The sequence below is a fragment of the Nocardia iowensis genome (assembly GCF_019222765.1).
Lineage (GTDB): Bacteria > Actinomycetota > Actinomycetes > Mycobacteriales > Mycobacteriaceae > Nocardia > Nocardia iowensis.
This window is the reverse complement of sequence record NZ_CP078145.1, coordinates 4,088,587-4,112,296: the sequence shown is the minus strand read 5'-3', so window position 1 is coordinate 4,112,296 and position 23,710 is coordinate 4,088,587. Positions and strand designations below refer to the sequence as shown.

Sequence of the window (23,710 nt, the reverse complement as noted above, 5' to 3'; positions counted from 1 at the left end):
TTGCGGCCAGCCCGGGTCGCCTGTCGTGGCGAATGCGGTGACGGCACTTCGCATCGCGGCCGAGAGTACAGCGACGTCCGGCGGGATCTGCAGGCCGATGAGGCTGGCGGCGAGAGGACCCGTGCGGGGTGTCGAAGGGCCGCGGTACGGTTCTAGCCTAGCAACGCTAGACAAGCTAGCCGACGAATGTTACCTTTGCTCCAGTTTCTAGCGTTGCTAGAATTTGGGAAGGGAAGCCGAAAATGCTCGTTGTCACCGGCCAGATCATTGCCGCCGTCGCCGTTCTCGCCAATGCCGTCGTCTATGGCACCGATGTCTGCGGGGCCGTGATCACCCGGTCGGTGTACCGCAAGCTCGATGACGCGGCCGTGACCATGAGTGCGGGATGGGGCCACTACTACGGTGACAAGCGCATGCCGGTTGTCGGCGCGGGCGGTGTGATCACCGCGGTGCTCACGCTGCTGATCGCACTGTTGGCCGGGCAGATCGGCGCCGCTGTCGCGGCCGGGATCACGGTGGCGGCACTGCTCACCTGGCTCGCCTTCTACGTCCGCATCGCCAAACCGATCAATACCCAGCAGACCGCCGCCGCCCAGAGCGGCATCATTCCGGCCAATGCCCGTGCGCTGCAGGACAAGTGGGACAGCATTCTGAAGTACCGGGTCACCCTGCAGTTCATTGCCATTGCCGGACTGTGCGCCGCGCTGATCCTGTTCTGATCTCGGGCATACCGATGCGGGCCACGGCGGATCCTTCGACTTCACCAGTCGCGGCGCCGAGCAGTCGGGCATCGTGGGCGATCCCCGAGAGAGGCCGTTACCGACCGTCCGGTACTGAGCGAAATGGACCGCGTCCGCGAGTGAGACCGGACACTACGACATCGGTTACGCCGACCTTCACTACGCTCATTGCGGGTACACGTGCACGGGCACGTCGTCGTCCCATGGCTGCCGGGTCACCATGTCCGCGACGTTCACGAACCCGCGCTCGAATTCGCCGGTGGCGGCGTCGACCAGCCGGTATTCCTGGGTCTGCTGGTGGATCGGCTGGGCGTCGAGCAGGACGACGCGCACTTCGCCGGGTTCGAAATGGCAACGCTGTTGCATCGCGGCGATGAGCTGCTCGTTGTGCATGTGGCCGTCGCCGAAGTTCCAGCCGAGGGCGGTACTGCAGATGCGTTCACCGTCGGTGAGGGTGTACTCGTCCTCGCGGCCGGGCGGCATGGCTCGATGCACGAGGGTGAACAGCGCCCGGCCGTGGGTGTTCATGGCACGGAAGGCGTATCCCATGTACATCGGGATCTGCGCGCGGTCCTTGCCGTAGAACCGCTCCAGCTGGGCCTGCGGCATGCTGGCGATCGCGACGATCCCCCGGCCGATCTTCGCAGCGGCCGAGGGCTTGATGCACCACAACGTGGTATCCCAATTGCCCGCGTAGTAGCGCATGCCCGGCAGGAAGGAAATCTTGCGGGGGAACAGGTTTCCGGCGATCACGATGCCCGCGATCACGATGAACAGCAGCGCCACCAGCACGGGATTGTGCAGATCACCGAGACCGAGGTCGGCGTGCGCGACGAACAGCACCAGCACACCGAAGATCATGAAGACATTCCATTCCAGCGGCACCCCCATCGGAACGGCGGTCAGGATCGTGAGGTGGAAGCCGATCATCACGGCCGCGGCCACCGCCGTCAGCACCCCGCCGTGCGAGAAGAACAGCACCAGCGGGACACCCATCTCGACGGCCGTCCCCCCGTGCGCGAAGATGCGCGACAACCGACCGGGTCGCAGGTCGTCAGGGAAGTCCTCGAAGAACTTGCGCTTGAGCGACTTTCGCCGAAAAACGGGACTGTTGGACATCATCGTGGACACCACGAACGGGAAGTGCTTGTTCAACTTCGACGTCGCGGCACCCATCCAGATCACCACGAAAACCACCTTCGCGGCGACGATCACGTCGACGCCGCTGAACAAGAAGGTGACCGCCAGCGTCGCGTAGACCTCGCCGCGTGCCGCCAGAAAGATCACCTTGTCGCGCAATCCGAGCACCGCGAGCAGGCCGAGGATCACCGCGATCTGCCACACCGGCAGCAGGCCAACTGCCGTGTCCAACTCCGGTACCGCACCGGTGCCGTCCGACAGCAACGCGACAGCGGTCAGCACGAGTAAAGCCGCGTACAGCGCGACATCCACCACCGTACGATCGGTGCCCCTGGTCAGCGGAACCCGCTCGGGCCACGGTGGTAGCCGAATCGTCTTGGGCCGCAACCAGTACAGGATCGAGCCGAGCGGTGGGAAGAACCGGTTGTTCAGCGGACCGAACCCGCAACCGAGTCCGACCACCTCGAACAGCAGCGTGTACAGCACCACCTTCTGGAAGACGATCGGCTCCAACCACCAGTCACCCACACTGGTGAATCCGTCGATCCCCTTGGTGGACAGCACAACCAGCCAACCACCGAGCACATAGAGACCGATCTTGCCGACATAGAACAGGTGCAGCGCGACCGGCGTCCCGAAGCCCACCTCGGCCCAATGCCTGGCCATCGGGCGGATCCGGTCGCTCCGAGTTCCCTTGCTCCACTCCGCCATATCGACCACAGGCAGGTCGGGCTCGAGAAACCCCATCAAGCACTCTCCGATTCGACGACACCCGAGTGCCCAGCCGGATCAGGACCTCGCGGTCCTTCGATACGTTGGCAGCTGAGGCAGGTGCTGTCAATCGGTCATCGATGCGCCGGATGGGGTTGCGCGGCTACTCCTTCGAGTAATCCGTGCTCAGCCAGCGTTCGGGACGCATGCGGATGAGGATCGACTTGTCCGTGATCCCCTGCTCCGCGTATGCCGTGCCCTCCGCCTCGCCGAAGTACCGGACCGCGATGGGACGCGCGGTCGCCAAGGTGGCCGGCTCGATGGCGGTAACCGAGCCTTCCACCGTGACATAGCGGTACGGCGGCTGCTCCACCTGCGCGGTGAGCGAGAATCGCCCCGCGGCGCGAATCAGTTTCTCCTTCACCGACCCGATGTCGGTCCAGATGACCACCTCACCGCCCGGCTCGTAGACGTACCAGATCGGCACCGACAGCGGCGCCCGATCCGGCCGCTCGACGGCGATCACCCCCACGTGCAACTCGGCCAGGAACGCCTCGCGTTCTTCGCTGGTCATTTTCGGCATCCAACAGTCCTCTCGTCGGCGGAACTGTCACCGACAACCATGGGAGGACCCGAAGTATTTCGCCGCCGGATAGCGGGTCAGTCCGAGGCCGTCGAGCTGGCGTCCGGCTCATCTCCGTCGGGCAGAGCGCTCACGGGAGGCGCCGAGCTGTCCGAGAGCAGCCGAAGCCGGGACCCGAGGCCGCGGAGCCGGTAGAACGCGTGCGTAGGCGTGATCGTGTAGTAATTCTCCACCTCGAGGCAGATGGCCAACGCTTCGAGGACGCCGCGGGCATGTTTCGCGGACAGCCCACCGCCGCGCAGGTCCACCGGCTGCGCTTGCGCGATACCGGCGGCCAGTTCCAGACAGCGAATTTCACTCGCGGTGAGAAATTGCGGGTTCGCCGGGCGGCCCACCGCAGGCCAGTCGTGAATGAATGCCACGGCGATCTGCTCGTCACAGACCTCGACGGGCTCGATGCTGATGTAGGCATCGAGATACCGGCGCCCGATCAAGCCCGCGACATCGAGCAGGTGTATCGCGGCACGTTCGGTGCAGGAGGCGGTGGCGATAGCGCCGTCCTCCAGCATTATTCGCAGCTCTTCGGCGGAGTGGCTGTCGGTCATCGTCGATCTCGTTCGAAGCCGGCATCCGGCTGAGACCACAGGCGCGCCGGAATACGTTGGTACCCACAATCTTTCCGATCGATTCGCAGCGGTACAACTCGACTTTCCGAACCGCTGCCTACGGCCCGAAAAAGCCCCACCACCAGTGCTGACAGTCTGCTCCGTTGGTGACCACAGGCCGGCTGCTCGATTTCGGTCGACCGAGTCAACGAGTACTGCGGCCGCAGACAGTCCGGGTTCGATAGGCAAAGATGTTGCCTCGTGGTGGATTACACGACGGTCTTCGACCGGGTCCGGGGCTCGCTGCTCGGTGGGGCGGTCGGTGACGCGCTGGGATGGCCTATCGAATTTCTGCAGTTGGGGCAGATTCGCGGGCGATATGGCGACGAAGGAGTAACCGGGTTTCTACCCCAGCGCGTCGAGGGTGCGGCGCAACAGATCACCGATGACACGCAGATGACGCTGTTCACCGCCGAGGGGCTGTTGCGCGCCGCGCCGGGCGCTGACCCGGTGCCCGCGCTTCGGCGAGCGTACTTGCGCTGGCTGCAGACGCAGCGGCAGGACGGGCCAGGACCGCACGTCGACGGCTGGCTGGCGAGCCAACCATTTCTGTATGCGGTGCGGGCACCGGGAAATGCGTGCATGTCGGGGCTCGGACAGCAGGCGCGGGGGTATGTCGCGCCGGGCCCGTTCGGTGCGGTCGGTCCGGTGAATTCGGCGTCGAAAGGGTGCGGGACGGTGATGCGGTCCGCGCCGTGCGGACTGGCCGGGATGGGGCCGGATCGCGCGTTCACCGTGGCCGCGCGGGCCGCGCAGTTGACCCACGGGCATCCGACGGGGTATCTGGCCGCGGGTGCGTTCGCTGCGCTGGTCGACCGCGTGGTCAGTGGTGTCGAGCTGCCGATCGCGATACAGCAGACCGTCTCGCAGCTCGCCGAGTTTCCGGCGAACGAGGAAACCGTGGCGGCACTGACCCGGGCTGTCGAGCTGTCCGAGCACACCGCCTGCGCCGAACGGGTCGAGCAGGTAGGCGCGGGGTGGATCGCCGAGGAATGCCTGGCTATCGCGGTTTACTGCGCCCTGCACGCGGCCAGAACCGGCGACGTGCGCGCAGCGCTATTGCTGTCGGTGAACCATTCCGGTGACTCCGATTCCACCGGCGCGGTTGCCGGCAACCTCATCGGCGCTATCCACGGTGTCTCCGCGTTGCCGATGGATTGGGTATCCACGGTCGAGGGACGCGACGTGCTGATCCAAGTTGCCGATGACCTCGTCATGCACTTCGGCGTCGGCGACCGGTCCGCAGTCGAGCCTCGGTACCCCTTCGACGAAGGTCTGTGAAGGTCGCTCCTTCGAAGACGATCGTTCGAGCGCTACCGTCGTTGTCGTGACCGGTGAATCGAGGTTGGCCGACATCTTTGTGCCGGAGCCGCAGCATTGGGGGCTGCGGGGCGATCCGCATGTCTGGCGGGAGTTTCGCGCGCGGCTCGAGCATGTCCAGCCGCCGTCGTCGGCGGACGAGCTGATCGCCTTGTTGCACAACACCTTCGAGGACGCCGTTGGCGTGCGCGTGACGGCGGCGGACGCACCCGATAGCGTTCATCGGCCCGAGTTCGCGCACGGTGGGATGTCGAGTGGGATGGTGTCGCTGGTTACCTGGCGTAATGAGTTGATGCCGGTACTCGAGGGGCGCGCGCGACATCTGCTCTCCGGCCGTCCCGGTACGGCCGCCATCATCTTGGTCCGCGGCGACATCACTGAGCAGTGGGTCGATGCGATCGTCAATGCGGCCAACTCGTCGTTGCTCGGCGGCGGTGGGGTCGATGGCGCCATCCATCGGGCGGGTGGACCGGAGATCCTGGACGCGTGCCGCGCTCTCCGGGCTTCCCACTACGGCAAGGGATTGCGCACCGGTCAGGCCGTCGCCACCACAGGCGGCCGCCTGCACGCGCGATCCGTCATCCACACCGTGGGGCCGGTATGGTCCGCCACCGAGGACCGCTCCGCACTCCTCGCCTCCTGCTACCGCGAATCACTGCGAGTGGCAGACCAATTGGACGCCAACACCGTGGCATTCCCGGCCATCTCGACCGGCATCTACGGCTGGCCACTCGACGACGGCGCCCGCATTGCGATCGACACCGTGCGGAACACCGAAACCGCAGTGCGCGAGGCCCGTTTCGTCCTCTTCGACGACCGCGCCTACGAATCATTCGCTGCCGCACTGAGAGCGGGAGAAGCCAACTGACCGACTGGCGGGCCGCCGACGCTGACAAAATGGCCGCTCCGTTGGAAAACGTTCAGCAGCCCAACGTTTCGGCGAGCTCTATGAAGCTGCTGACGGCCAAGTCGCTGGTCGTGTCGCCGGCGCGGTCCGCCTTGCGCTGCGGGCCCTTCTCTTCCGGGCGCTCGAGGAATGCGGTGCGCAGGCCTGCCTCGCGGGCGCCGTCGATGTCCCAGCCGTGTGCCGCGACCATCAGCACCTGGGCGGGATCGATGTCGAGCAGGCGGGCCGCGGTGCGATACACCTGTGGCGCGGGCTTGTAGGTCTGGGCCAGTTCGGCGGACAGGATGCAGTCGAAGCGTAGGTCGGCGGCTTTCATCATGCGTGTCAGCAAAGCCATGCCGCCATTGGACAGCGCGGCGACGGTGTAGCGGGTGCGCAGGCGGGCAAGACCGTCGGCGGCGTCGGGCCAGGCGGGCAGCAGGTGCCAGGCCCGGACCAGCCGTGCGCGCGCCCGGTCGTCGACGGCGGCACCGACGCCGTGGCGTTCCAGCAGACTGTCGAGGGATTCCCGGTGCAGGATGTCGAGGTAGGCCCACGGCCGTTCGCCGTCCCGAACACGTTGCATGGCAGGCAGATACATATCGCGCCAGTCGTTGGCGAAGACCTCGGCATCGAGATCCACCCCCGCCGAGGCGAAGACATCGGCGGCTTGCTCGGACACCCCGGTGAACCAATCCACCGTGGTGCCGAAAATGTCACAGGCCACCACCTGGATGGCGTCCCGATCGAACCCGGACATCGGCTCTCCCTTCCTCCATCCACAACCTTGCACATCTCGAATCGCAATGCGACAGCGAAGTTCTCGCCGACCTACCAGTCGACGACGCCGAGCTCGTGCAGTTTGCGGAACACCAGCATCGAGCCGGGCGCCACATGGTCCATCGCGGCGTACTCGCTCACGGTGAAATACCGCAGCTCGGCGATCTCACTGGTCGGCTGCGGTTCACCATCCAGTTCCGCGGTGAAGCACGTCATGTGCAGCCGCGTGCCGGATGCGTGACCGTAGGCCTCGGCCAGAAACACGCCGAGCTCGTCGTAGGACACGACGCCGACGCCGAGTTCCTCGCGCACCTCCCGATGCAGCGCTCCCACCGGGGTCTCGCCGGGGTCTATCTTCCCGCCCGCCATGTAGAAGACTTCCTTGCCGATCGATCGCGCCTGCAGCAGACGACGATCCCTGACGTGGGCCAACGCGGCTGTGCGAATCACCGGCCCACCCTACTTTTCCGGCTCGAGCGAGGGCCAACCGATATCGCCGACAGTGCGTTACCCAACAGGCCGGGCCGCCGGATCATCCGCACCAGACCTACATTTCGCCGGTCAGCGCCACCAAACGCGGTCGCGAAGCACTATCGTGTCGGAGCGAAACTGTTCGATCGGCGAGAAGCATGGGGGAACATACGGTGAACACCACGCAAGGTGGATGGTCGACTCCCCCGCAGGACCCGGAGCGCGCCGCTCACAACCGCAAGGTTCTCATCGCCCTCGTGGCGGGCGCTCTGCTCTTCGTTGCCGTGTCGGCGATCAGCGTCGGGATCGTGGCCCAGGACCTCAGCAAGGACGTTGTCGGCACCGCGACGGCCGCACAGCACACCAGCCAGCTTCCCAGCGTTCCCGCAGGGGTCACCGACAGCGGCGCGGTCCGCACCGGTGACCCGGGTGCGCAGGTCGTCGTCCGCGTGGTCGCCGACCTGCAATGCCCAGCCTGCCAGGGATTCGAGCAAGCCAATGCCAAGGTGCTCGAAGACGCCGCGGCAACCGGTGCGGCGATCATCGAGTACAACGTCATCTCGTTCCTGGACCGCGCGTCCACCACTCAGTACTCGTCGCGCGCGGGCAATGCCTCGTATTGCGTCGGCGAAGCGGACCCGTCGAAGTACCAGGCCTGGTTCGCCATGATGTTCGACCAGCAGCCCGCCGAAGGTGGCGACGGCCTCACCGACGGCAGGCTGATCGAGATCGCGAACGAGGCGGGGTACACCGATCCCGCAGTGGCACAGTGCATTACCGACCGCAAGTACGACGGATACCTGCGGGCGAAGACCCAGGAGATCATCGCCAGCGGCATCAGGTCGACCCCGTCGGTGTTCGTCAACGGTGAGCAGGTCGCCGACGCGGAGCAGCTCTTCGCAAAGGACGGGCTCGCCCCGCTGATCACCGCCGCACGGTAGCCGAAGGTGGCGCACACTAGCCGAAGGTGGATTGCGGCTTTGCCGAACACTTTTCGCCGCTATCCGCTAGCTTGCTGGCTATGAAACCACGCTGGGGCGCCACGCTCGCCATCACCGTCCTATCGTTGTCCGGCCTGGTCGCAGGCACGGCCCCAGCCACTGCCGGACCGCCCGTGGTGTCCTGCGGCTTCACCCCGACCGCACCGGACAATCCGGCGGCCCGTCCGGTCCTGCCCCCGCCGCCGATCGCGCTGGCCGTCGGCACCACCGATGTGACATTCCAGTTCAACTACGGCCCGGTGACCGTGCGACTCGACCACGCCGGAGCCGCGCCGTGTGCCGCGCAGAATATGGCGAGCCTGGTGTTGCAGCGCTTCTACGATCAGAGCCAGTGCTGGCGACTCACCAACAGTGCCCGACTGGGCGTGCTGCAGTGCGGCGACATCCACGAGGTGGAGAAGGGTGGCCCGGGCTACCAGTTCCCCGACGAGGTAGACGGCACCGAAACCTACCCGCGCGGCACCGTGGCGATGGGCAACCAGGGCCCGGGCACCAACGGCAGCGAATTTTTCATCGTCCATTCCTTCGCGAACATTCCGCCGAACTACTCGGTATTCGGCAAGGTCGTGCGCGGAATGGACGTCCTGGACCGCATGGTCGCCACCGGGATCATCCCGACCGAGCGCGGCCCCCTCGACGGCCTGCCCGCCGAGCCGGTCATCATCGCCAGCGCCCACCTGGGCTAGCTCGGCCGATCGCCGGTGGTCGGCGACGGGGTTAAGCTCCTCCTCGGATCTTGTGCTCGAACGGAGTAGGGGTAGATGTAGTGCAGCTCGGGGTGAACGAGTCGTTCGCTGATTACCTGATCGAGGGTGTGCTCGGTCGAGGTGGGATGGGCACCGTGTATCTGGCGCAGCATCCACGTCTGCCCCGTCGGGTCGCCCTCAAGCTGCTCAATCGTGAGGTCTCCGCCGACCTGGAACTGCGGCGGCGGTTCGAGCAGGAAGCCAATGTGGTCGCCCGGTTGGACCATCCGGCCATTGTCGGCATCCATGATCGCGGGACCCACGACGGGCACCTGTGGATCGCGATGCAGTACATCCACGGCTCCGATGCGGCGCGGCTGAATCCGCGTGAGGTGCCGATCGACCGTGCCCTGCGCATCGTCTCCGAAACCGGCGCCGCCCTGGACTACGCCCACAGCCGGGGTGTGCTGCACCGCGATATCAAACCGGCGAACATTTTGCTGGCCGCCCCCGACACCGGTCGCGCGGAACGCGCGGTGCTGACCGATTTCGGGATCGCCCGCCTCCTCGACTCGAACACCCAGCTCACCGTCAGCGGCACGTTCAACGCCACCCTCGCCTACGCCTCCCCCGAACAGCTCTCCGGCGCTTCGGTCGACCACCGCTCCGATCAATACTCGCTCGCCTGCACCCTATTCACGCTGCTGGCAGGCAGGCCGCCCTATGCCGCGACCAATCCGGGTCAAGTCATCGCCGGGCACATCAGCAAGCCGGTCCCCCGGCTCAGCACCATTCGGCCCGACCTGCCGCCCGCGCTGGATGACGTGATCATCAGGGCGATGGCCAAGCAGCGCGACGAACGATTCGGCAGTTGCCGTGAGTTCACCTCGGCCGCTTGGGATTCCCGCCATGTCCGACCCGGCGCGGCGCATGTCCTGGCAGCCCCGACAGCGTTGAATCAAAACCGCCAGAGTCGTCCGACGTCGGCACATGCGGCGGCAGCCGTCGAGCACTCGGCCGCCGCGGTGGCCGAACACTCACCGTCGACGGCGTCTCAGCACTCGTCCTCGACAGCGCCTCCACACACACCGTCGGCAGCGGCCAAGCACTCGCCCTCGGCAGCGCATCAACACACCCCTGCGGCGACACCTCGACGCACGCCGTCGGCAGCGCCTCAACACACACCTCCGGCAGCAACTCCGCACCCGTCGTCGGCAGTGCCTCCACACACACCGTCAGCAGCGGCCCAGCATTCATCTTCGGCAGCAGACCACCGCGTAACCCGGGCAGCGCCTCAGCCGTCATCCGCGCCCCGGCACACACCCCGCCCTGATCAACTACCGTCGACCGGCCGCGGAAACGCAACCGCCGCAGGTCTTTTCGCCCTCCTACTCAGCGCTGTGGCGGCATTCGTCGTGGCGTACCCACGAGCGCACCACGTACGCAACCTCTTCCGCTACATGGACCCGCACATTGCGCCCTACGCCGCGGCTGCTGTCGCGGCCGCGTTCGCGGCACTCCTACTCGGCGGTGGCGCCCTTCTGCTGTTCGCCCGCAAACGGTTCGGTCGTGTTCTGCTGGTTCTGGGTTGCGCGAGCTACCTGGCGAGCCTGGTGCCCGTCCGCTACCGGTACGACACCCCGGACGGCACCACGGGAGGGGCGATGGCAGTGGGGTTGACGCTGGTGTGCCTGATCCTTCTGCTGGTCCTGTCGAGGCCGACGACCCGCTGGCTGCGCACCTAGATCGGCCTCGGCTCCAGCATCGGAACGAGGAACTGCCTGGCCAGCGCCGCCAACTGCGCATCGTCGTCGAGGTCGACGAGGTGACTCGGGATGGCCAGGAATGAACCGGAGACCCGGACCATCATTTCGGCCACGAGTTCGGCGTCCAGCTCCGCCGACACGTGGCCCGCGCGTTGCTCGTGCCGGAGCTGGCCCGCGACGAACTGCCGCACCGCGGCGAGAGTGCGGCCCTCGTCGCCGATCATCGACCCCACGAGCAGGTCCGGCTCCGCGGTGATCAGACCGCCGATGAGCGGGTTGCGCCGGATGGCGTGCAATGAACTGACAAAGCCAAGCACCACTCGGTCGGCAGCGGTCCTGGCCTGCTTGATGTCGACGAGAAATTGGTCGAAGTAGCGGCGGAACTCACGCAGGATGACCTGTTGCACCAGTGCGTCTTTGGTGGCGAAGCGCCGGTAGACGGTGATCCGGGAAACCTTGGCCCGGCGCGCCACATCCTCCATGGTCGAGCGCTGGATACCCATCCGGCAGAACTGCTCGTACGCCGAATCGAGGACCCGCGAACGGGTTTCGTCGCTGTCGTCGACCTGTTCGAGAGCGTCGATGTAGGCCCGTTCGAGCAGGGACTCGGGGCCCGAGCTCGCCACGGGGACCGACGGGGCAAGTTCCACGATCTCCTCCTCGAGATGGTTGATTCTGCCTCGATCACCCAGCCGTTGTCACGACAGGCCTTGTGACGGCCGACACAGTGTGCTCTCATCGATGATACGCAGTAACAGTACTTGTTTCATTGCATCATTGCGGTGCCATGAGCCTCGATGAGGGAGCGAACGCATGGACAAACTCAGCAGGCGCAACGCATTCCGGATGGGCGGGGCGTTGGGCGCATTCGGGGCGCTGGCCGTCGTGGCGCCCGCACGGGCCGAACCGTGGACGTGGTCACCACAGGGCTCGGTCGCCGGAAGCGGACCAGGCGCCGACCCCATGACGGTGTGGGACGCCGAAGCCGACCCGATTGTCGCCGCGCTGCTCGACCGCGGTGAGGTGCCGAGAGTCAACGACCTGCTGCGAACCTGGACCAGAAATGGTCAGCCCCTACCGCCCGGATTACCAACGGAGCTGCGGGATTTCATGGAATACGCCCGGCAGCTACCGCCGTGGGCCGATCAGGGCAAGCTCGCCACCGCGATCGAGTTCAACGAGAAGCGGGGACTCTACCTCGGCGTCTTGTACGGGCTCGCCAGCGGCATGATGAGCACCGTCATCCCCAGAGAGGCCCGCGCGGTCTACTACTCCAAGGGCGGTGCGAACATGAAGGACCGCATCTCCAAGACCGCGAAACTCGGCTACGACATCGGCACCGCCAACGCCTACGCACCCGACGGCGAAATGATCGTGACCTGCGTCAAAACCCGGCTGGTTCACGCGGCGGTGCGCCACCTGCTGCCGCAGTCCCCGCACTGGGCACACGCCGCCGAGGAAGACATTCCGATCAGCCAGAACGACATGATGGTCACCTGGCACAGCCTGCCGACCACGGTCATGCAGAAGCTGACCGGCTGGCGGGTACCGATCCCCGCCGCGGAGTCCGCGGCCTTCCTGCACACCTGGCAGCTGTGCGCACACATGCTCGGCATCCGCGACGAGTACATCCCGGCATCGTGGGACGAGGCCAATTCCCAAGCGAGGCAGGTCCTGGATCCGGTACTCGCGCCGACGCCCGAGGGCGTCAAGCTGGCCGATATCCTGCTCAACCTCGGCGCCCAACTCGACCTGGCCATCCTCAGCAAGCCGATACTCGGCGCGTTCACCCGCTTCTTGCTCGGCGACAAGATCGCCGACTCGCTGTACATCGCCAGGGAACCGGTCTGGGACCCGCTGCTCAATGTGAGCTGGGGCCCGTTCATCGCCGTCCGGGAGGGCCTGCTCCCGGTAGTCCCGCTGGCCTCGGAAACCTATTGGCTGTTCGACGAATTCCTGCGCCGCGCGGCTCTGCTCTACCTGTCCGAACTACGGCCGACAATCAGCATCGAGATCCCCCAGTCCAACCGCCCACGCTGAGATCTGACCGCGTCTGTCGCTACGACAGTGGGAGGTCCAATTCGGCCACCTTGACCAGACCCTTCTCGGCTCGCGCCGTTTCCAGGGTGAATCGGGCAGAGCGGCCCGTGATGTGCAGGGCGGCAATCGAGTTCCCGAAGTGCGGGCCGCTCACCTTCCGCCAGCGGACCGGGTCGGGCGAGATCCCGCGCCGGGTCGCCAGCCACCGGAGGGCCGACCCGATCCACATCGCCCACGACAGCGCGAACATCGTACGGAAAATCTTGGGCGGGTCGTTGTGCACCGGTGAGCACACCAGCTGCAGCACTTGGGATTTCGTCGGCTGCGGGTAGGCGGCGCTGGCCGCGTAACTGTGGTGCACGTCCCCGGACAGCACGCAGATCGTGCTCGGCGCGTCCGGTGCGGTGCCGAGCCGATGGATCAGTCGCGCCAACCGTTCGAAGGACGCGCGGAACGCGGGCCAGTGCTCCAAATCCGCGGCCTGCCTGACCTTCTCGCCGAACCGCCCGCGCCATCCTGGCAGACTCGCCGCACGCTCGTTGAGTGACTGGAAGTGGCTCAGCGCGTGCGGCATCAGCCACGGCAGTGATGATCCGATCAGCAGATGGTCGACGTCGCCCACGGCGTTCTGCTCGATCCAGTCGAACTCGTCGGACCCCACCATGAGCCGCTGACCGTCGAGGATGCGGCCACTGCGGGTGTCGATCACCAGCAGCCGGATCCGGCCGAAGTCACGACGATAACTCCACCGGGCGGGTTTTCGGCCGTCGACCTCCTTGTCGGCCTGCTCGGCGAAATCCTCCAGCAGGTCCTGCACGTCCGTACCCGCCTCGGTGATCTTGCGATAGAGCGCGTTGCGCGACAGCTCGTCCGGGCCGAGGTTGCCGATGTGCTGGTACACCCAGTAGGACGCGAGCCCAGCGCGGATACGCTTGCGCCACCACGGTTTCCGCGCCATCTCTGCGCGCCAGGCCCGTGAGGTGTTCCAGTCGTCGCGCACATCGTGGTCGTCGAAGATCATCGATGTCGGCACCGTCGACATCAGCCAGCGAATTTCCGGGTCCGTCCACGACTCGTGGTACAGCTCGGCGTACTCACGAAACGACACGACCTCGTCCTGCGGCTCCTCCCCGCCGCGCCGCCGCGCCAGCCATTCCCGCATCCGCGGTGTCGGTTTGTCGGCGTAGACCTGATCACCGAGCAGCAGCAACGCATCCGGCCACTCCCGCTCCGGCAGGGATTGCATCCGCAACGCATACGCGTCAAGGGCATCGGGGCCGACCCGGTCCGCCTCGAGCAGCCCAGGCGTGGCCTTGGCTGCCCGGCACGAGCCGAAGATGATTTTCTCGACGGTCTGCGTGCGGATCCGGCATTGTGGCAAGCCGGATTCCGGTTCCGGCCAAGCGATCTTGTCGTCGAGCCGGACCACGTACGGGATCGACGCGTCGGGTTCCAGTCCGTCGATGACGACGAGCGCGAAGTGCTGCTCACCCACCTGGAAGGTGCGGCTGCGCCTGCCGAGCACGTCCACCTCGCAGGCACTGTCAGTTTCCACCCAGACGGTCGCCGAGGTCGCGTCGACGTGCCGCAACACCGGGCCCAGGATCAGCTCCGCCATGGAGCAGACGTTACTTCCTTGGGTCGCAACACAGTTGGGAACTACCTTGCTTCGGTCATACCGCTGAGCCGAGCCCGTGGTGTGCACGGGCCCGGCTCGGAACTGCGGCGGTTACTGCTTCTCGGTCACGACCGCGTACAGGTCGTCCCACACTTTCGGCTTCGGCGGTGCGGGGGTGACCGATCGGGGAGCCCTGTTGTTGGCTCCGTCGAATTTCGCGTCGGTCGGCTTGTACGCGGGCTTGCCCTTATCGGTCAGCCACGTCTTGAACAAAGCGTTCGTACTACGGCCCGTGACCGCGTTCGCCATGTCGATGAAGTCCGCGACCTTGGCATTGCCGTACTGGTACTTGGTCAGCCATTCCCGCAGCAGCCGGAAGAAGACCTCGTCGTTGCCGAGCGCGCTGCGGAATGCCTGGATTGCCAACGCACCTCGCGTGTACAACTCGGCGGGCAGCACATTCGCTGGCCCGGGATCGGTCAGCACCACATTCCAATCGATGCGGCGCGAGGTGGCGTAGGCGTAGTCGGCGATTTCCGCCGCGGTGCCGGTGCCGTTCTTCTCCGACCACAAATATTCCATGTAGCTGGCAAAGCCTTCGTTCAGCCAGCCGTCCTTCCAGGTGGCCACCGATATCGAATCGCCGAACCACTGGTGGGCGTTCTCGTGCACCACCACCGAATCATTCTTGCCGCGCTTGAAGAATCCGTCGGTGTAGGTGGGCATCGTCTGGGTTTCCAGCGCGAAGCCACCCATTTTCGCGTCCACGAGACCGCCGGTGGACTCGAACGGGTAGGGCGTGAGCACGCCGGCGAGCCAATCCACGATCTCCGGGGTCCGCTCGATGCTCGACTTGGCGTTGGCCCGCACGGTCGGGTTCAGATCCGTCGCGTAGGCGGTCAGGTTCGGCCTGGCCGGGGTGCCGCTGTTCTGGCCGCCCCGTTCGTATTTGCCGATCGCCAGGAAGCTGGCGTAGGTGATCTGTGGCGACTTGCTGAGCCAGTTGTGCCGCTTCCAGCCCGAAATCTGCTGGGTGACACTGGTTTCCACGCCGTTGGACAGTACGTCCATCGCCTCGGGCGCCAGCACCGACACGGCGTAGGTCGCCTTGTCCGTGGGATGGTCGTTGCTCGGATACCACCATTCGGCGGAGAAGGGCTCGTTGGAGATGAGCGCGCCGTTGGCGTTTTCCACCCAGTGGCGTTGACCCGCGGCGTTCTGGACCCGCGAGGGGATGTCGTTGTACGCGACGACGGTGGTGAACTCCTGGCCGATGGGCAGGTCCGTCGGTGCCGTCACCGCCAGTTTGTCATTACCCAGCGTGTATTTCGCGGGCTTGTTGTCGACCAGCACCGACTGGGTCTGCAAGAGGAAATCGAACCCGATCGCCGTTCCGGCCTTCACATCCTGCTTGGATCGCGCCGTGATCGTCGTGGTCCCGGACAACCGCCCCGAGGACGGATCGAACTTCAGATCGATACTGTAATTGGAGACGTCGTATGCCGGGCTGCCGATATTCGGAAAATTAGGATCACCGATCCCCGGTACGGAAGCAGCGGATGCCACACCGATATTCGAAGCCAGCGCACCGACCACCAGCAATGGAGTAGCACGCACCAAGACAGTATGCAATAGGTGAAAACGCCCCATAATCAACGAACTCCCCAATGTGTCAGGTTCGCACCCTCGGCCAGGACCTTGCGATACCAGAGAATCACATCGGAGTACCCATCTCGACTGGAGATCAACTGGGGACTGCTAAAAGGATGAATTACCTTGCCGCCCATTTCGAAACCGCTCCGGGACCCCTCGCGAGGGGTCGCACGTTCTGGAAGCGGAGCTGACCACGCGTATCTGTCGGTGGGGTCTGGCAGGGTGGCCCTGGATGAGCGAGCGCCGAACATCGGGCTTGTTCCGATGAGTGCGCTGGGCAGGACAACGTGCCCGCTGGTCGTTCGGGCGACCACGGGGGAAGGTCGAGGTGGATTATGACTCCGACGGTGGCGACGACCGATGCGGCGGAGATCCGGGGAGTGATCGACAAGTGGGTGGCCGCGTTCCGTAACCGGGATGTGGCGGCGGCGATGGCGATTCATGCTGCGGATACGGTGTCGTTCGACATTGTTCCGCCGCTGCGGTACGTGGGCACGGACGACTATCGGAAGCCGTGGGAGGAGACGTTCGAGAACTTCGCCGGGCCCATCGAGTTCGAGGTTCGCGACCTGGACATCACCATCGGCGGCGACGTCGCCTTCAGTCGCAGTCTCAATCGGATGACGGGCACGATGGCCGACGGACAGCGGACGGATTTCTGGTTCCGCTGGACAGCCTGTTTCCAGAAGCGTGACGGCCGATGGCTCATCGTGCACGACCACACCTCGGTACCGACCGATTTCACCAGCGGCACGGCAGTGCTGGATCTGACACCGTAGTCCCGAATCGCCGCATACCATGACGCGCCGAGCCGACCCGAAACAGCGGGGCGGTTCGGCGCGATCAGCAAAGTATGCGTACCGACCTCACTTGCGGTGAGCGACAGCAAGCCGTACGGCGGCTGGTCGCCCTGTGCCATGTGATGAATCAGCTTGTCGAACTGGCGGAAGCGGGGTCGTCGGACCCGTTGATCGCCCAGGCGCATAGGAGCCGCCGACTACTACAGGATCTCGTCCTCGACTTGGTCGCAAACAGCCACGCAAGCTCCTGACGGACCGCCCCGCCGATATTGCTTCGGCGTGCCGTCAATCCAGAGGGGGGACCAAGCCGAACTTAGATGTGTAGGCATCGACGTTTCGGAATGAGGTCACCATGGGCACACATCGGCCCGAAGGTTTGGTCCGCCCCTTCGTCCGGCAGGCGGGGGCAGTCGGCGTCGTCGGCGCACTCCCCTGCCCGGCTGCGACGATCAGCCGCCACCCGATATTTCACGCCACCAAGGCGGCCCGCCAGCACCAGGTGTCGGTGTACTGATGCAACGCGCTGAGCTTGCCGTCGGAAACCCGCCAGACGTGGGCGAACTCGGCCGCCACCGACTTCCCCGTCGACCGAGCCGTGCCGCGGTAATGCCCGGTGACGATCACCGCACCGTCCTGCGCGTCGTACCAGGTCTCGGCGAACGGCGCGATCTCGAAGTCACGGAACACCGGCTGCCACACACCGGCCAGCGCGGCCCTGGCACTCTCCGGTACCACGTCGGTGACGGCGGGCATGCCGGGCGCGATGCGGGCCGTGAAATCCGGGTGCAACGCGTCGAGTATCGCGGCGGCATCGCCGGATTGGGTGGCCAGATAGAACTTTTCCACTGCATCTCGATTGCTCATGACCCGATATTAGAGTGATCATTCTAAATCAACCAGAGGGGGCAGCGGTGATCCAGCGCACAACGGAGGTACCCGAGATCGGTTGCGTGGCAGCTCATGACCGCCGCAACCGCAGGATTCGCGCGGCGTTTGCGGTGTCGGCGATGACACTGTGCGGCTATCATTTAGTTAATCGTTCGGTGTACCGGGGGTCGGGTGGTAGCCGAGAGCGGCTCGGCGAGTCAGGACAAGGCAGGGGTTGAGTGGCCACGATCGCGCAACTGAGGGCAATTCTGGCGGTACTGCACATCGACCCCGGCGACATCGACGCCCTCGCAGCCAATGACGCCGACCCCGCGGTCGAACGCGCCAAGCTGGCGGCGTTGCTGCAGCGCGTCTTCAGCAGCGAACTACGTAGCGCGGTGACCAACGCGCCGGATCAGAACGAACTGGCCAAGCGCTGGACGGCGGCGAGTACCCAACCGGCGCTGGACGGCGAAAACGCCACCGAACAGGCCCATTTCGACGCGCACTGGCTACACAACCGGATCGACGCGCTGGCCCCGCGCCACCCCTCCGACCAGGCTCCGGTGCTGCTCGACGCCGCCGCCCGCGCCGCCGAGGCCGCCCAGGTGCTGCTGTCGCTGAGCAGCGGCAACCCGCACGGCGACGGCACCGAATCGCTCTGGCGGACAGCGCTCGATGATCTGGCGTCCGCCTTTCACCTGATCAACGACGAACACAACTCGATCACCCAGCCGATCCAGTGAACCGGGTCAGCTCCGGCCGACCTTGCTGTGGTTGAGCCGGAACTTGAACAGGGCCACCAACCCGCCGGCCACGCCCACACCGATCAGGATCAGGCACGGCTTGATGATGTCGCTGAACCCGGCGCCGTGCAGGATGACGTCCTGATATCCCTTCAGCGCCCAGTACTGCGGGGTGTACGGCGACAACGCGCGCGCCCAGGCGGGCAGCGTGTCGCGCGGGGTGATCGTGCCCGCGAGCCCGCCGATGGCCAGCGAACCCACCTGCGCCATGATCGCAAGCTGATCGATGGTGCGGCACAACGACACAAGGGCAATACCGAATCCCCAGGTCGCGACCGCGAGCGAGGCCGTCAACGGGACGAGCAGCCAGTTCGATCCCTTGCTGTGCAGGTCCCACAAGGTGAAGGCGACCAACCACAGAAAGGTCAGTTGGAAGACCGAGAACAGCACCGACGGGAACGACTTCCCGATGATGATCTCCACGGCGCGCACCGGAGCCGCGCGCAACCGATCCCAGGTTCCCCACTCGTGTTCCCGGAAGAACGACGCACCGAGCAGTGTCGTAATGAAGAACGCGAACAGCACGATCGTGCCTGGCCCCGACTGTTCGATGCCGGTGGCATCGAAGTATCCGGTCAGCCGCAACTGCGCCCGGTTCGCGGGCGTCAGGAACGCCATCATGCCGATGGGCAGCACCATCATCACGATGAGCTGGGCCGGGTCGGAGCGAATGCGGCGCAGATCCGCCCAGGACAGCGCGCGCACCCGATCGACGGCAGAGTCATGCAACAGCATCTCGGATTCCTTCCACGGGCTGGTCGACCGCGTCGTGCGCCGCGCGCATGATCGCCAAATACGCGTTCTCCAGGTTGGGGTGATGGATCTCCGCTGCCAGCAGCTGATCGGTATCGGTATCCAACGTGGCGAACAATTGCGCCAGCAGCTGTCCCGGTGAGTTCGTCGGGATGTTCAACCGCTTCGACTCCAGCACCGCGGCGCCGGGTGCGGCGAGGAACCCGCCGAGGCTCGCGGGGATGGCCGCCGAGAACTCCAGGCTCACCGCGGCCTGAGCGTACTGCTCCACCAGGTCCGAGGCGCTGCCCTGGGCCAAGATCCGGCCTTGGTGCAGCACGACGACGCGTGCGTCGAGCACCTCGAGTTCGGGCAGATAGTGCGTCGCGTACACCACGGCGGCGCCCTGGTCGGCCAGGTTGCGCACCTCGACGAGCAGGTCCTGCCGGGCCGAGACGTCGGCGCCGACCGTCGGCTCGTCGAGCCAGAGCACGTCCGGTTCGTGCAGCAACGCCATCGCGGTGTGCAGCCGACGCTGCTGACCGCCGGAGAGCTGGTGTGCCTTCGTCTTCAGGAACGGCGTCACCCCGAGCCGCTCGCCGACCTCGGCGATGCGCGCGGTCAGATCCTTGCGCCCGACGCCCATCAGTCGGCCGAAGAAGATCAGATTCTCTTCCGCGGTCAACGTCGGGTACACGCCGAGTTCCTGCGGCGCGAGCCCCAGCTTGCGCCGGGCCTGGCGTGGGTTGCTCCGAATGTCGATGCCGTCGATGCGCACCGTGCCGGAGTCGGCGGCGGTCAGACCGGAGACGATCGACGCCGTCGTGGTTTTTCCGGCGCCGTTGGGGCCGAGCAGCCCGACGATCTCGCCGGACTGCACGGTCAGGTCGATCCCGGTGAGGACCTGCTTCTTACCGTAGGACTTGTTCAGACCGGAGATCTCCAGCATCGCGCACCTCCTCGCTCAGTATTGGCCACGGTGCGCCCCATCCGGCGGCGCCGAGCACCGAAACTTCCCCGGCGACAACATCTTCGGCGGAGAAAGCGTTGACGATGTCGGCAGCGACGGGTGCGATGGGGTTGCTCACGGCACGTCCGCCCGGCGTGTTCGTCAGGTCGGTCCACAGCCGCGGTGGCCGCACCACCACGACGTTCCAGGGATGGTGGCGCGCAACGTATTCCGCGAGCCCCTCGACGGCCGCCTTGGCCGCCGCGTAGTGCGGCCACCAGCGCGGCGGCGCGAGCACCGCCTCCGAGGAGATCATCACCACCGTCGCGCCCTTGCGCAGCCGGGGCACGCACACCGACAGCGGCGCGAACACCAGCCGGGTGCTCGCCGCCATGAACTGCGCGGCCGTTTCCACCGCGTCCGGCGCCAGCGGCAGCGTCGGAATCGCCGGTGCCGCAAGCAGAACCACGCCGTCGAGCGGACCATCGGGCAGTGCAGCACCCAATGCCCAGCCGTCGCTGGCATCGGCGAGGACCGGCCACAACCGATCCCGGTAGGCGTGCGACGCCGCGGCGAGTACCTCGGGTGCCCGCGTGCAGCTCACCAGCACGCGGGCGCCCTGGCTGGCCAAACCGAGCGATACCGCCGCACCCAGGCCACGGCTGCCGCCGACGACGAGGATGGTGCGTCCGGCCAGCGCCTCCGACGGCGGCAAGACCGCGGCTAGTTCCGCGGGATCCGGGCCCGGCACCGACTCCCTGATCAAACTCTGCACGGTGACATCGGCACTCGCGCCGCAGCGCATACCCGCCCGCAGCGTGACGAGGCCGGAGCGCCGGTCCACTTCGGGCGCGGTGGTCTCGAATTCGACCGCGCCGGAACCGGACCCGTGCAAGACGACGGTGCAGGCGACGAGCAGGGCGTCCCGGCCGGGCGTGCACATCCCGGTCCAGTAGCTGGCCCAACCGAGCACAGCGGCAACATGTTCGGGAACGCGGCCGCCGATAACACGCGACACCAGGCCCGCGATCAGCGGATAGTCCACCGAGAAGGAGCCGCGCTCCGGTCCGGGCGCCCGCTCGGAATCGCCTGCCAGATCGGCCAAGTCGAGCACCCGCGGGGTATCGCGGCGCGGTTGGTCCTCGGCCGCCGGACCGCACCACGGCAGCACCGAGCCGAGCCGGCACCGGATGCCGACCACCTCGATACCGCCGAAGCTCACCCGGCCGCGGGCCTCACTCTCCGACACCGTCCAGTCGACCTCGTAGCGCCTGCCCGGAATTGTGGGCTGCCGGAAGGTCGCCCGGATATCGCGCACCGCCATCGGGTCGGTCGTCTCGGCCAGCGCGGCCAAGGCGAGGGTCACCACCAGCGCGCCGTGCGCGACCGGCCTGCCGTACGGGGAGCGGTGACCGAAGTCGTTGTCCACGTGCAGCGGATTACGATCGCCGACCGCGGCGGCGTAGGTCGCCACGTCGGTATCGGTGACCCGGAAGACCCGGGTATTCATGACACCCGCTCCTGCCGTGCGGCCGCCACGGCGGCGGCGATGTCAGCCAACGACGGTTCCGAGGTGAGCGTGCTCTCCGGAAGTTCCACCGCGAAGGCGCGTTCCACCGCGTAGACCAGGCGCACCTGGGCGAGTGAGTCCCAGGTGTCCATGTCCGCGCGGACGGTGTCGGGGCCGTGCGCGGCCGGTTCGCCGACCACCTCGGCGAACAGCTCGAGCAGCTGCTCCATCACATCAGTAGCCATGTTGCATCTGCGCCTCTCGCACATGCGGGCTGCGCGCGGGTGCGCCGCCCGACAGGTCGTATCCGAATACCGACCCCTGTTCCGACTCCGCTTCGAGGACGAAGCCGTGCCCGGGGTACAGGTCGCGCACCAGCGCGTTGCGGGCGGTCGGCAGATACCGGCCCACCAATCGCGAACTGCCTTGTGCCAGCGCCCATTCGGCGGCGGCGGCCAGCAGATTGTCTTCCGCGTTCCGGCCGATGACCCGGCAGCTGAGCAGCAGCGTGTCGATTTCGACGGCCCCGCCTGCATCGCCTACCGCCTCGGCGAGCAGCACGCCGACGATGCCGTGGTCGGCGAAGCGGTCCCGCAGGCGCAGGGTGGCCGCGAACCACTGCGGGTCTTCGGCCATCTTCCTGACCTGGGTCTGGGTGTGCCTGCGGGTGGTCAGGTTGAACTGGTTGGTCTTGGCGATCAACTGCGCCGCCCGATCGAGGGTGGTGCTGTTGATCGGCTCGATGGTGGCCACCATCTCCAGGCCGGCCAGGAACTCGTCGAGGTTGTCGGTCGCGGTCCGCTCCGCGGCGGCGAGCGCCTGGTAGGAGCGTTGCCTGGTGAAGTCCTCGCTGGACAGCGACCCTGGATGCAGCCAGGGCAGCGCGGCCAGTTCGGTGGCGAACTTCGCGGCGGACGCGGGCAGGCACAGCGCGCGCACCTCCGGGTGCGCGGCGACCACCTGGGCGCATTCGGCTGGGTTGTCGTCCACGAAGACGAAGCTGGACAGCCCGAGTCGAATCTTGTCCGAGATCTCCTGGAGCTGTTCGGATTTCGGGCGCCAGTCGGCGACGATGTGGGTGAAGTCCTCGACCCGCAGCACCATGCCCGGCGCCTCCGCGATGGCTCGCAGCGCGAGGTCGCGATCGTTCTTGCTGGCCACGGCGAGCAGCACGCCGCGCTCGGTGAGTGCGCGCAGGTAGCGCTGGAAGTCGGCGAATGGCTCGCCGTCGGGGCCGGTGCCGACCCGGATGCCGTCGATGCCGTCATCGCCGAGGATGCCGCCCCACAGGGTGCCATCCAGGTCGACGACCACGCAGCGCGCGGAACGGCCACGGTCGGCGGCGACCGTGTCGGCGATCGCCGCGGCGAGCCACGGCAGACTGTCCGCCGCGTACGGCTGGCGCACCCGGTACCAGCTGCGCGGGTCCTCCCACTGACGCAAGCCGACCTGGGCCGCGAGCTGCTCGACATCGACGAAAAGCACTCGGCCCGCCGCGTGTTCGGCAAGCCGCGCGTTGATCTCGCGCACCCGGTACGACAGCGATTGCGGCGCGCGCCAGGCCGCCGGGCCGTAGGCGTCCACGGCGGGCGGCGCGAAACCGAGCTGAACGACCCGCACGCCGGAACGCGCCGCCGCGTCCCAGAGCCCGACCCAGCGGTTCACGGTTTCGTCCACCGTGCCGGTGACGTCGTGATGGGTACCGGCCAGCACCACGTAATCGCCTTCCCGGAACGGCGTTTGCGGCGCGAGGAGCACCTGCTCGACCTGCCCGAACGGGAATTCCAGCAGTTCCGGCGTCAGTCCGGCGCGGGCACCCGCCAGCGGCAGCAGCTCGGCGAGGAAGTCGGTGGTGTAGGTGGCCAGCAGCGCCATCCGCACCCCGATCCCGGACGTACCCGGTTCGCGCGCAAGCGCTTTCGCGCGCTGGGTCCACGCCACGTAGCCGTCGGCGGGGGAAAGTTCTACTGCCACATCAGTTGCCAT

The 23,710-nt window shown here is 66.5% G+C and carries 23 protein-coding genes; 9 read left to right on the top strand and 14 right to left on the bottom strand.

Annotation, left to right across the window (positions count from 1 at the left end; genetic code table 11):
* Positions 1-242 precede the first annotated feature (242 nt).
* The gene (locus tag KV110_RS18905) at positions 243-719 is read left to right on the top strand and encodes a DUF1772 domain-containing protein (protein ID WP_218477651.1); all 477 of its coding nucleotides are present in this window, start codon (positions 243-245) and stop codon (positions 717-719) included.
* A gap of 186 nt (positions 720-905) precedes the next feature.
* Here KV110_RS18905 and KV110_RS18900 read toward each other — a convergent pair whose 3' ends face one another.
* The 3 genes from KV110_RS18900 to KV110_RS18890 all read right to left on the bottom strand — a co-directional run bounded on the left by KV110_RS18900 (position 906) and on the right by KV110_RS18890 (position 3,779).
* A complete protein-coding gene (locus KV110_RS18900) occupies positions 906-2,627 on the bottom strand; it encodes a DUF3556 domain-containing protein (protein WP_218477649.1) in 1,722 nt (573 codons plus the stop codon).
* Positions 2,628-2,754: 127 nt separating this feature from the next.
* Positions 2,755-3,174, bottom strand: coding sequence for a pyridoxamine 5'-phosphate oxidase family protein (locus KV110_RS18895; protein ID WP_218477647.1), 420 nt, complete (start codon positions 3,172-3,174; stop codon positions 2,755-2,757).
* A gap of 77 nt (positions 3,175-3,251) precedes the next feature.
* Entirely contained in the window at positions 3,252-3,779 is a 528-nt protein-coding gene (locus KV110_RS18890) for a hypothetical protein (protein WP_218477645.1), read from the bottom strand.
* Positions 3,780-4,040: 261 nt separating this feature from the next.
* On the opposite strand from KV110_RS18890, the gene KV110_RS18885 reads away from it, so the two are divergent.
* Both KV110_RS18885 and KV110_RS18880 read left to right on the top strand, forming a co-directional pair.
* Complete coding sequence (locus tag KV110_RS18885; RefSeq protein WP_218477643.1) at positions 4,041-5,120, top strand: ADP-ribosylglycohydrolase family protein; 1,080 nt, start codon at positions 4,041-4,043, stop codon at positions 5,118-5,120.
* A gap of 331 nt (positions 5,121-5,451) precedes the next feature.
* Positions 5,452-6,027, top strand: coding sequence for an O-acetyl-ADP-ribose deacetylase (locus tag KV110_RS18880; protein WP_218478623.1), 576 nt, complete (start codon positions 5,452-5,454; stop codon positions 6,025-6,027).
* A 52-nt stretch (positions 6,028-6,079) separates the two neighbouring features.
* On the opposite strand, the gene KV110_RS18875 is transcribed toward KV110_RS18880, so the two are convergent.
* Both KV110_RS18875 and KV110_RS18870 read right to left on the bottom strand, forming a co-directional pair.
* Positions 6,080-6,805 (bottom strand): haloacid dehalogenase type II, encoded by a 726-nt coding sequence (locus KV110_RS18875; protein ID WP_218477642.1) that lies wholly within the window; start codon positions 6,803-6,805, stop codon positions 6,080-6,082.
* 71 nt (positions 6,806-6,876) lie between these two features.
* Entirely contained in the window at positions 6,877-7,275 is a 399-nt protein-coding gene (locus KV110_RS18870) for an NUDIX hydrolase (protein WP_218477641.1), read from the bottom strand.
* A gap of 194 nt (positions 7,276-7,469) precedes the next feature.
* Here KV110_RS18870 and KV110_RS18865 point away from each other — a divergent pair, with 194 nt between their 5' ends.
* The 3 genes from KV110_RS18865 to KV110_RS18855 all read left to right on the top strand — a co-directional run bounded on the left by KV110_RS18865 (position 7,470) and on the right by KV110_RS18855 (position 10,728).
* Positions 7,470-8,237 (top strand): DsbA family protein, encoded by a 768-nt coding sequence (locus tag KV110_RS18865; protein ID WP_246634628.1) that lies wholly within the window; start codon positions 7,470-7,472, stop codon positions 8,235-8,237.
* 80 nt (positions 8,238-8,317) lie between these two features.
* The gene (locus KV110_RS18860; RefSeq protein ID WP_218477639.1) at positions 8,318-8,983 is read left to right on the top strand and encodes a peptidylprolyl isomerase; all 666 of its coding nucleotides are present in this window, start codon (positions 8,318-8,320) and stop codon (positions 8,981-8,983) included.
* A gap of 92 nt (positions 8,984-9,075) precedes the next feature.
* On the top strand, positions 9,076-10,728 hold the full coding sequence (locus KV110_RS18855; protein WP_281427773.1) for a serine/threonine protein kinase: 1,653 nt from the start codon (positions 9,076-9,078) through the stop codon (positions 10,726-10,728).
* Here the strand turns inward: KV110_RS18855 and KV110_RS18850 are convergent.
* Entirely contained in the window at positions 10,725-11,399 is a 675-nt protein-coding gene (locus KV110_RS18850) for a TetR/AcrR family transcriptional regulator (protein ID WP_246634627.1), read from the bottom strand. The two genes, KV110_RS18855 and KV110_RS18850, sit on opposite strands and share 4 nt — an antisense overlap.
* Positions 11,400-11,562: 163 nt before the next feature.
* Here KV110_RS18850 and KV110_RS18845 point away from each other — a divergent pair, with 163 nt between their 5' ends.
* Complete coding sequence (locus tag KV110_RS18845; RefSeq protein WP_218477638.1) at positions 11,563-12,789, top strand: oxygenase MpaB family protein; 1,227 nt, start codon at positions 11,563-11,565, stop codon at positions 12,787-12,789.
* Between the two features lie 19 nt (positions 12,790-12,808).
* On the opposite strand, the gene KV110_RS18840 is transcribed toward KV110_RS18845, so the two are convergent.
* Together KV110_RS18840 and KV110_RS18835 are read right to left on the bottom strand one after the other, a co-directional pair.
* Positions 12,809-14,407, bottom strand: coding sequence for an alkaline phosphatase D family protein (locus KV110_RS18840; protein WP_218477637.1), 1,599 nt, complete (start codon positions 14,405-14,407; stop codon positions 12,809-12,811).
* 111 nt (positions 14,408-14,518) lie between these two features.
* Complete coding sequence (locus KV110_RS18835; RefSeq protein WP_218477636.1) at positions 14,519-16,024, bottom strand: M1 family metallopeptidase; 1,506 nt, start codon at positions 16,022-16,024, stop codon at positions 14,519-14,521.
* Between the two features lie 371 nt (positions 16,025-16,395).
* Here KV110_RS18835 and KV110_RS18830 point away from each other — a divergent pair, with 371 nt between their 5' ends.
* Entirely contained in the window at positions 16,396-16,839 is a 444-nt protein-coding gene (locus KV110_RS18830; RefSeq protein WP_218477633.1) for a YybH family protein, read from the top strand.
* Between the two features lie 489 nt (positions 16,840-17,328).
* Here the strand turns inward: KV110_RS18830 and KV110_RS18825 are convergent, their stop codons facing one another.
* Positions 17,329-17,724: a nuclear transport factor 2 family protein gene (locus KV110_RS18825; RefSeq protein WP_218477632.1), complete on the bottom strand. Its 396-nt coding sequence runs from the start codon at positions 17,722-17,724 to the stop codon at positions 17,329-17,331.
* A 242-nt stretch (positions 17,725-17,966) separates the two neighbouring features.
* Between KV110_RS18825 and KV110_RS18820 the strand changes: the two genes are divergently transcribed.
* Entirely contained in the window at positions 17,967-18,473 is a 507-nt protein-coding gene (locus tag KV110_RS18820; protein WP_218477631.1) for a hypothetical protein, read from the top strand.
* Between the two features lie 6 nt (positions 18,474-18,479).
* Here the strand turns inward: KV110_RS18820 and KV110_RS18815 are convergent, their stop codons facing one another.
* Genes KV110_RS18815 through KV110_RS18795 form a run of 5 tightly spaced genes read right to left on the bottom strand, consistent with a single transcriptional unit; the run spans position 18,480 to position 23,710 of the window.
* Positions 18,480-19,268 carry an ABC transporter permease gene (locus KV110_RS18815; RefSeq protein WP_218477630.1) on the bottom strand — a complete coding sequence of 263 codons (789 nt, stop codon included), beginning with the start codon at positions 19,266-19,268 and terminating at the stop codon, positions 18,480-18,482.
* Complete coding sequence (locus tag KV110_RS18810; RefSeq protein WP_218477629.1) at positions 19,255-20,214, bottom strand: ABC transporter ATP-binding protein; 960 nt, start codon at positions 20,212-20,214, stop codon at positions 19,255-19,257. Before KV110_RS18810 ends, KV110_RS18815 begins: the two co-directional genes overlap by 14 nt.
* Positions 20,177-21,724, bottom strand: coding sequence for an SDR family NAD(P)-dependent oxidoreductase (locus KV110_RS18805; RefSeq protein ID WP_218477628.1), 1,548 nt, complete (start codon positions 21,722-21,724; stop codon positions 20,177-20,179). Before KV110_RS18805 ends, KV110_RS18810 begins: the two co-directional genes overlap by 38 nt.
* Positions 21,721-21,969 carry an acyl carrier protein gene (locus KV110_RS18800; RefSeq protein WP_218477627.1) on the bottom strand — a complete coding sequence of 83 codons (249 nt, stop codon included), beginning with the start codon at positions 21,967-21,969 and terminating at the stop codon, positions 21,721-21,723. The genes KV110_RS18805 and KV110_RS18800 overlap by 4 nt, the downstream gene beginning before the upstream one ends.
* Entirely contained in the window at positions 21,959-23,710 is a 1,752-nt protein-coding gene (locus tag KV110_RS18795; protein ID WP_218477626.1) for an HAD-IIIC family phosphatase, read from the bottom strand. Before KV110_RS18795 ends, KV110_RS18800 begins: the two co-directional genes overlap by 11 nt.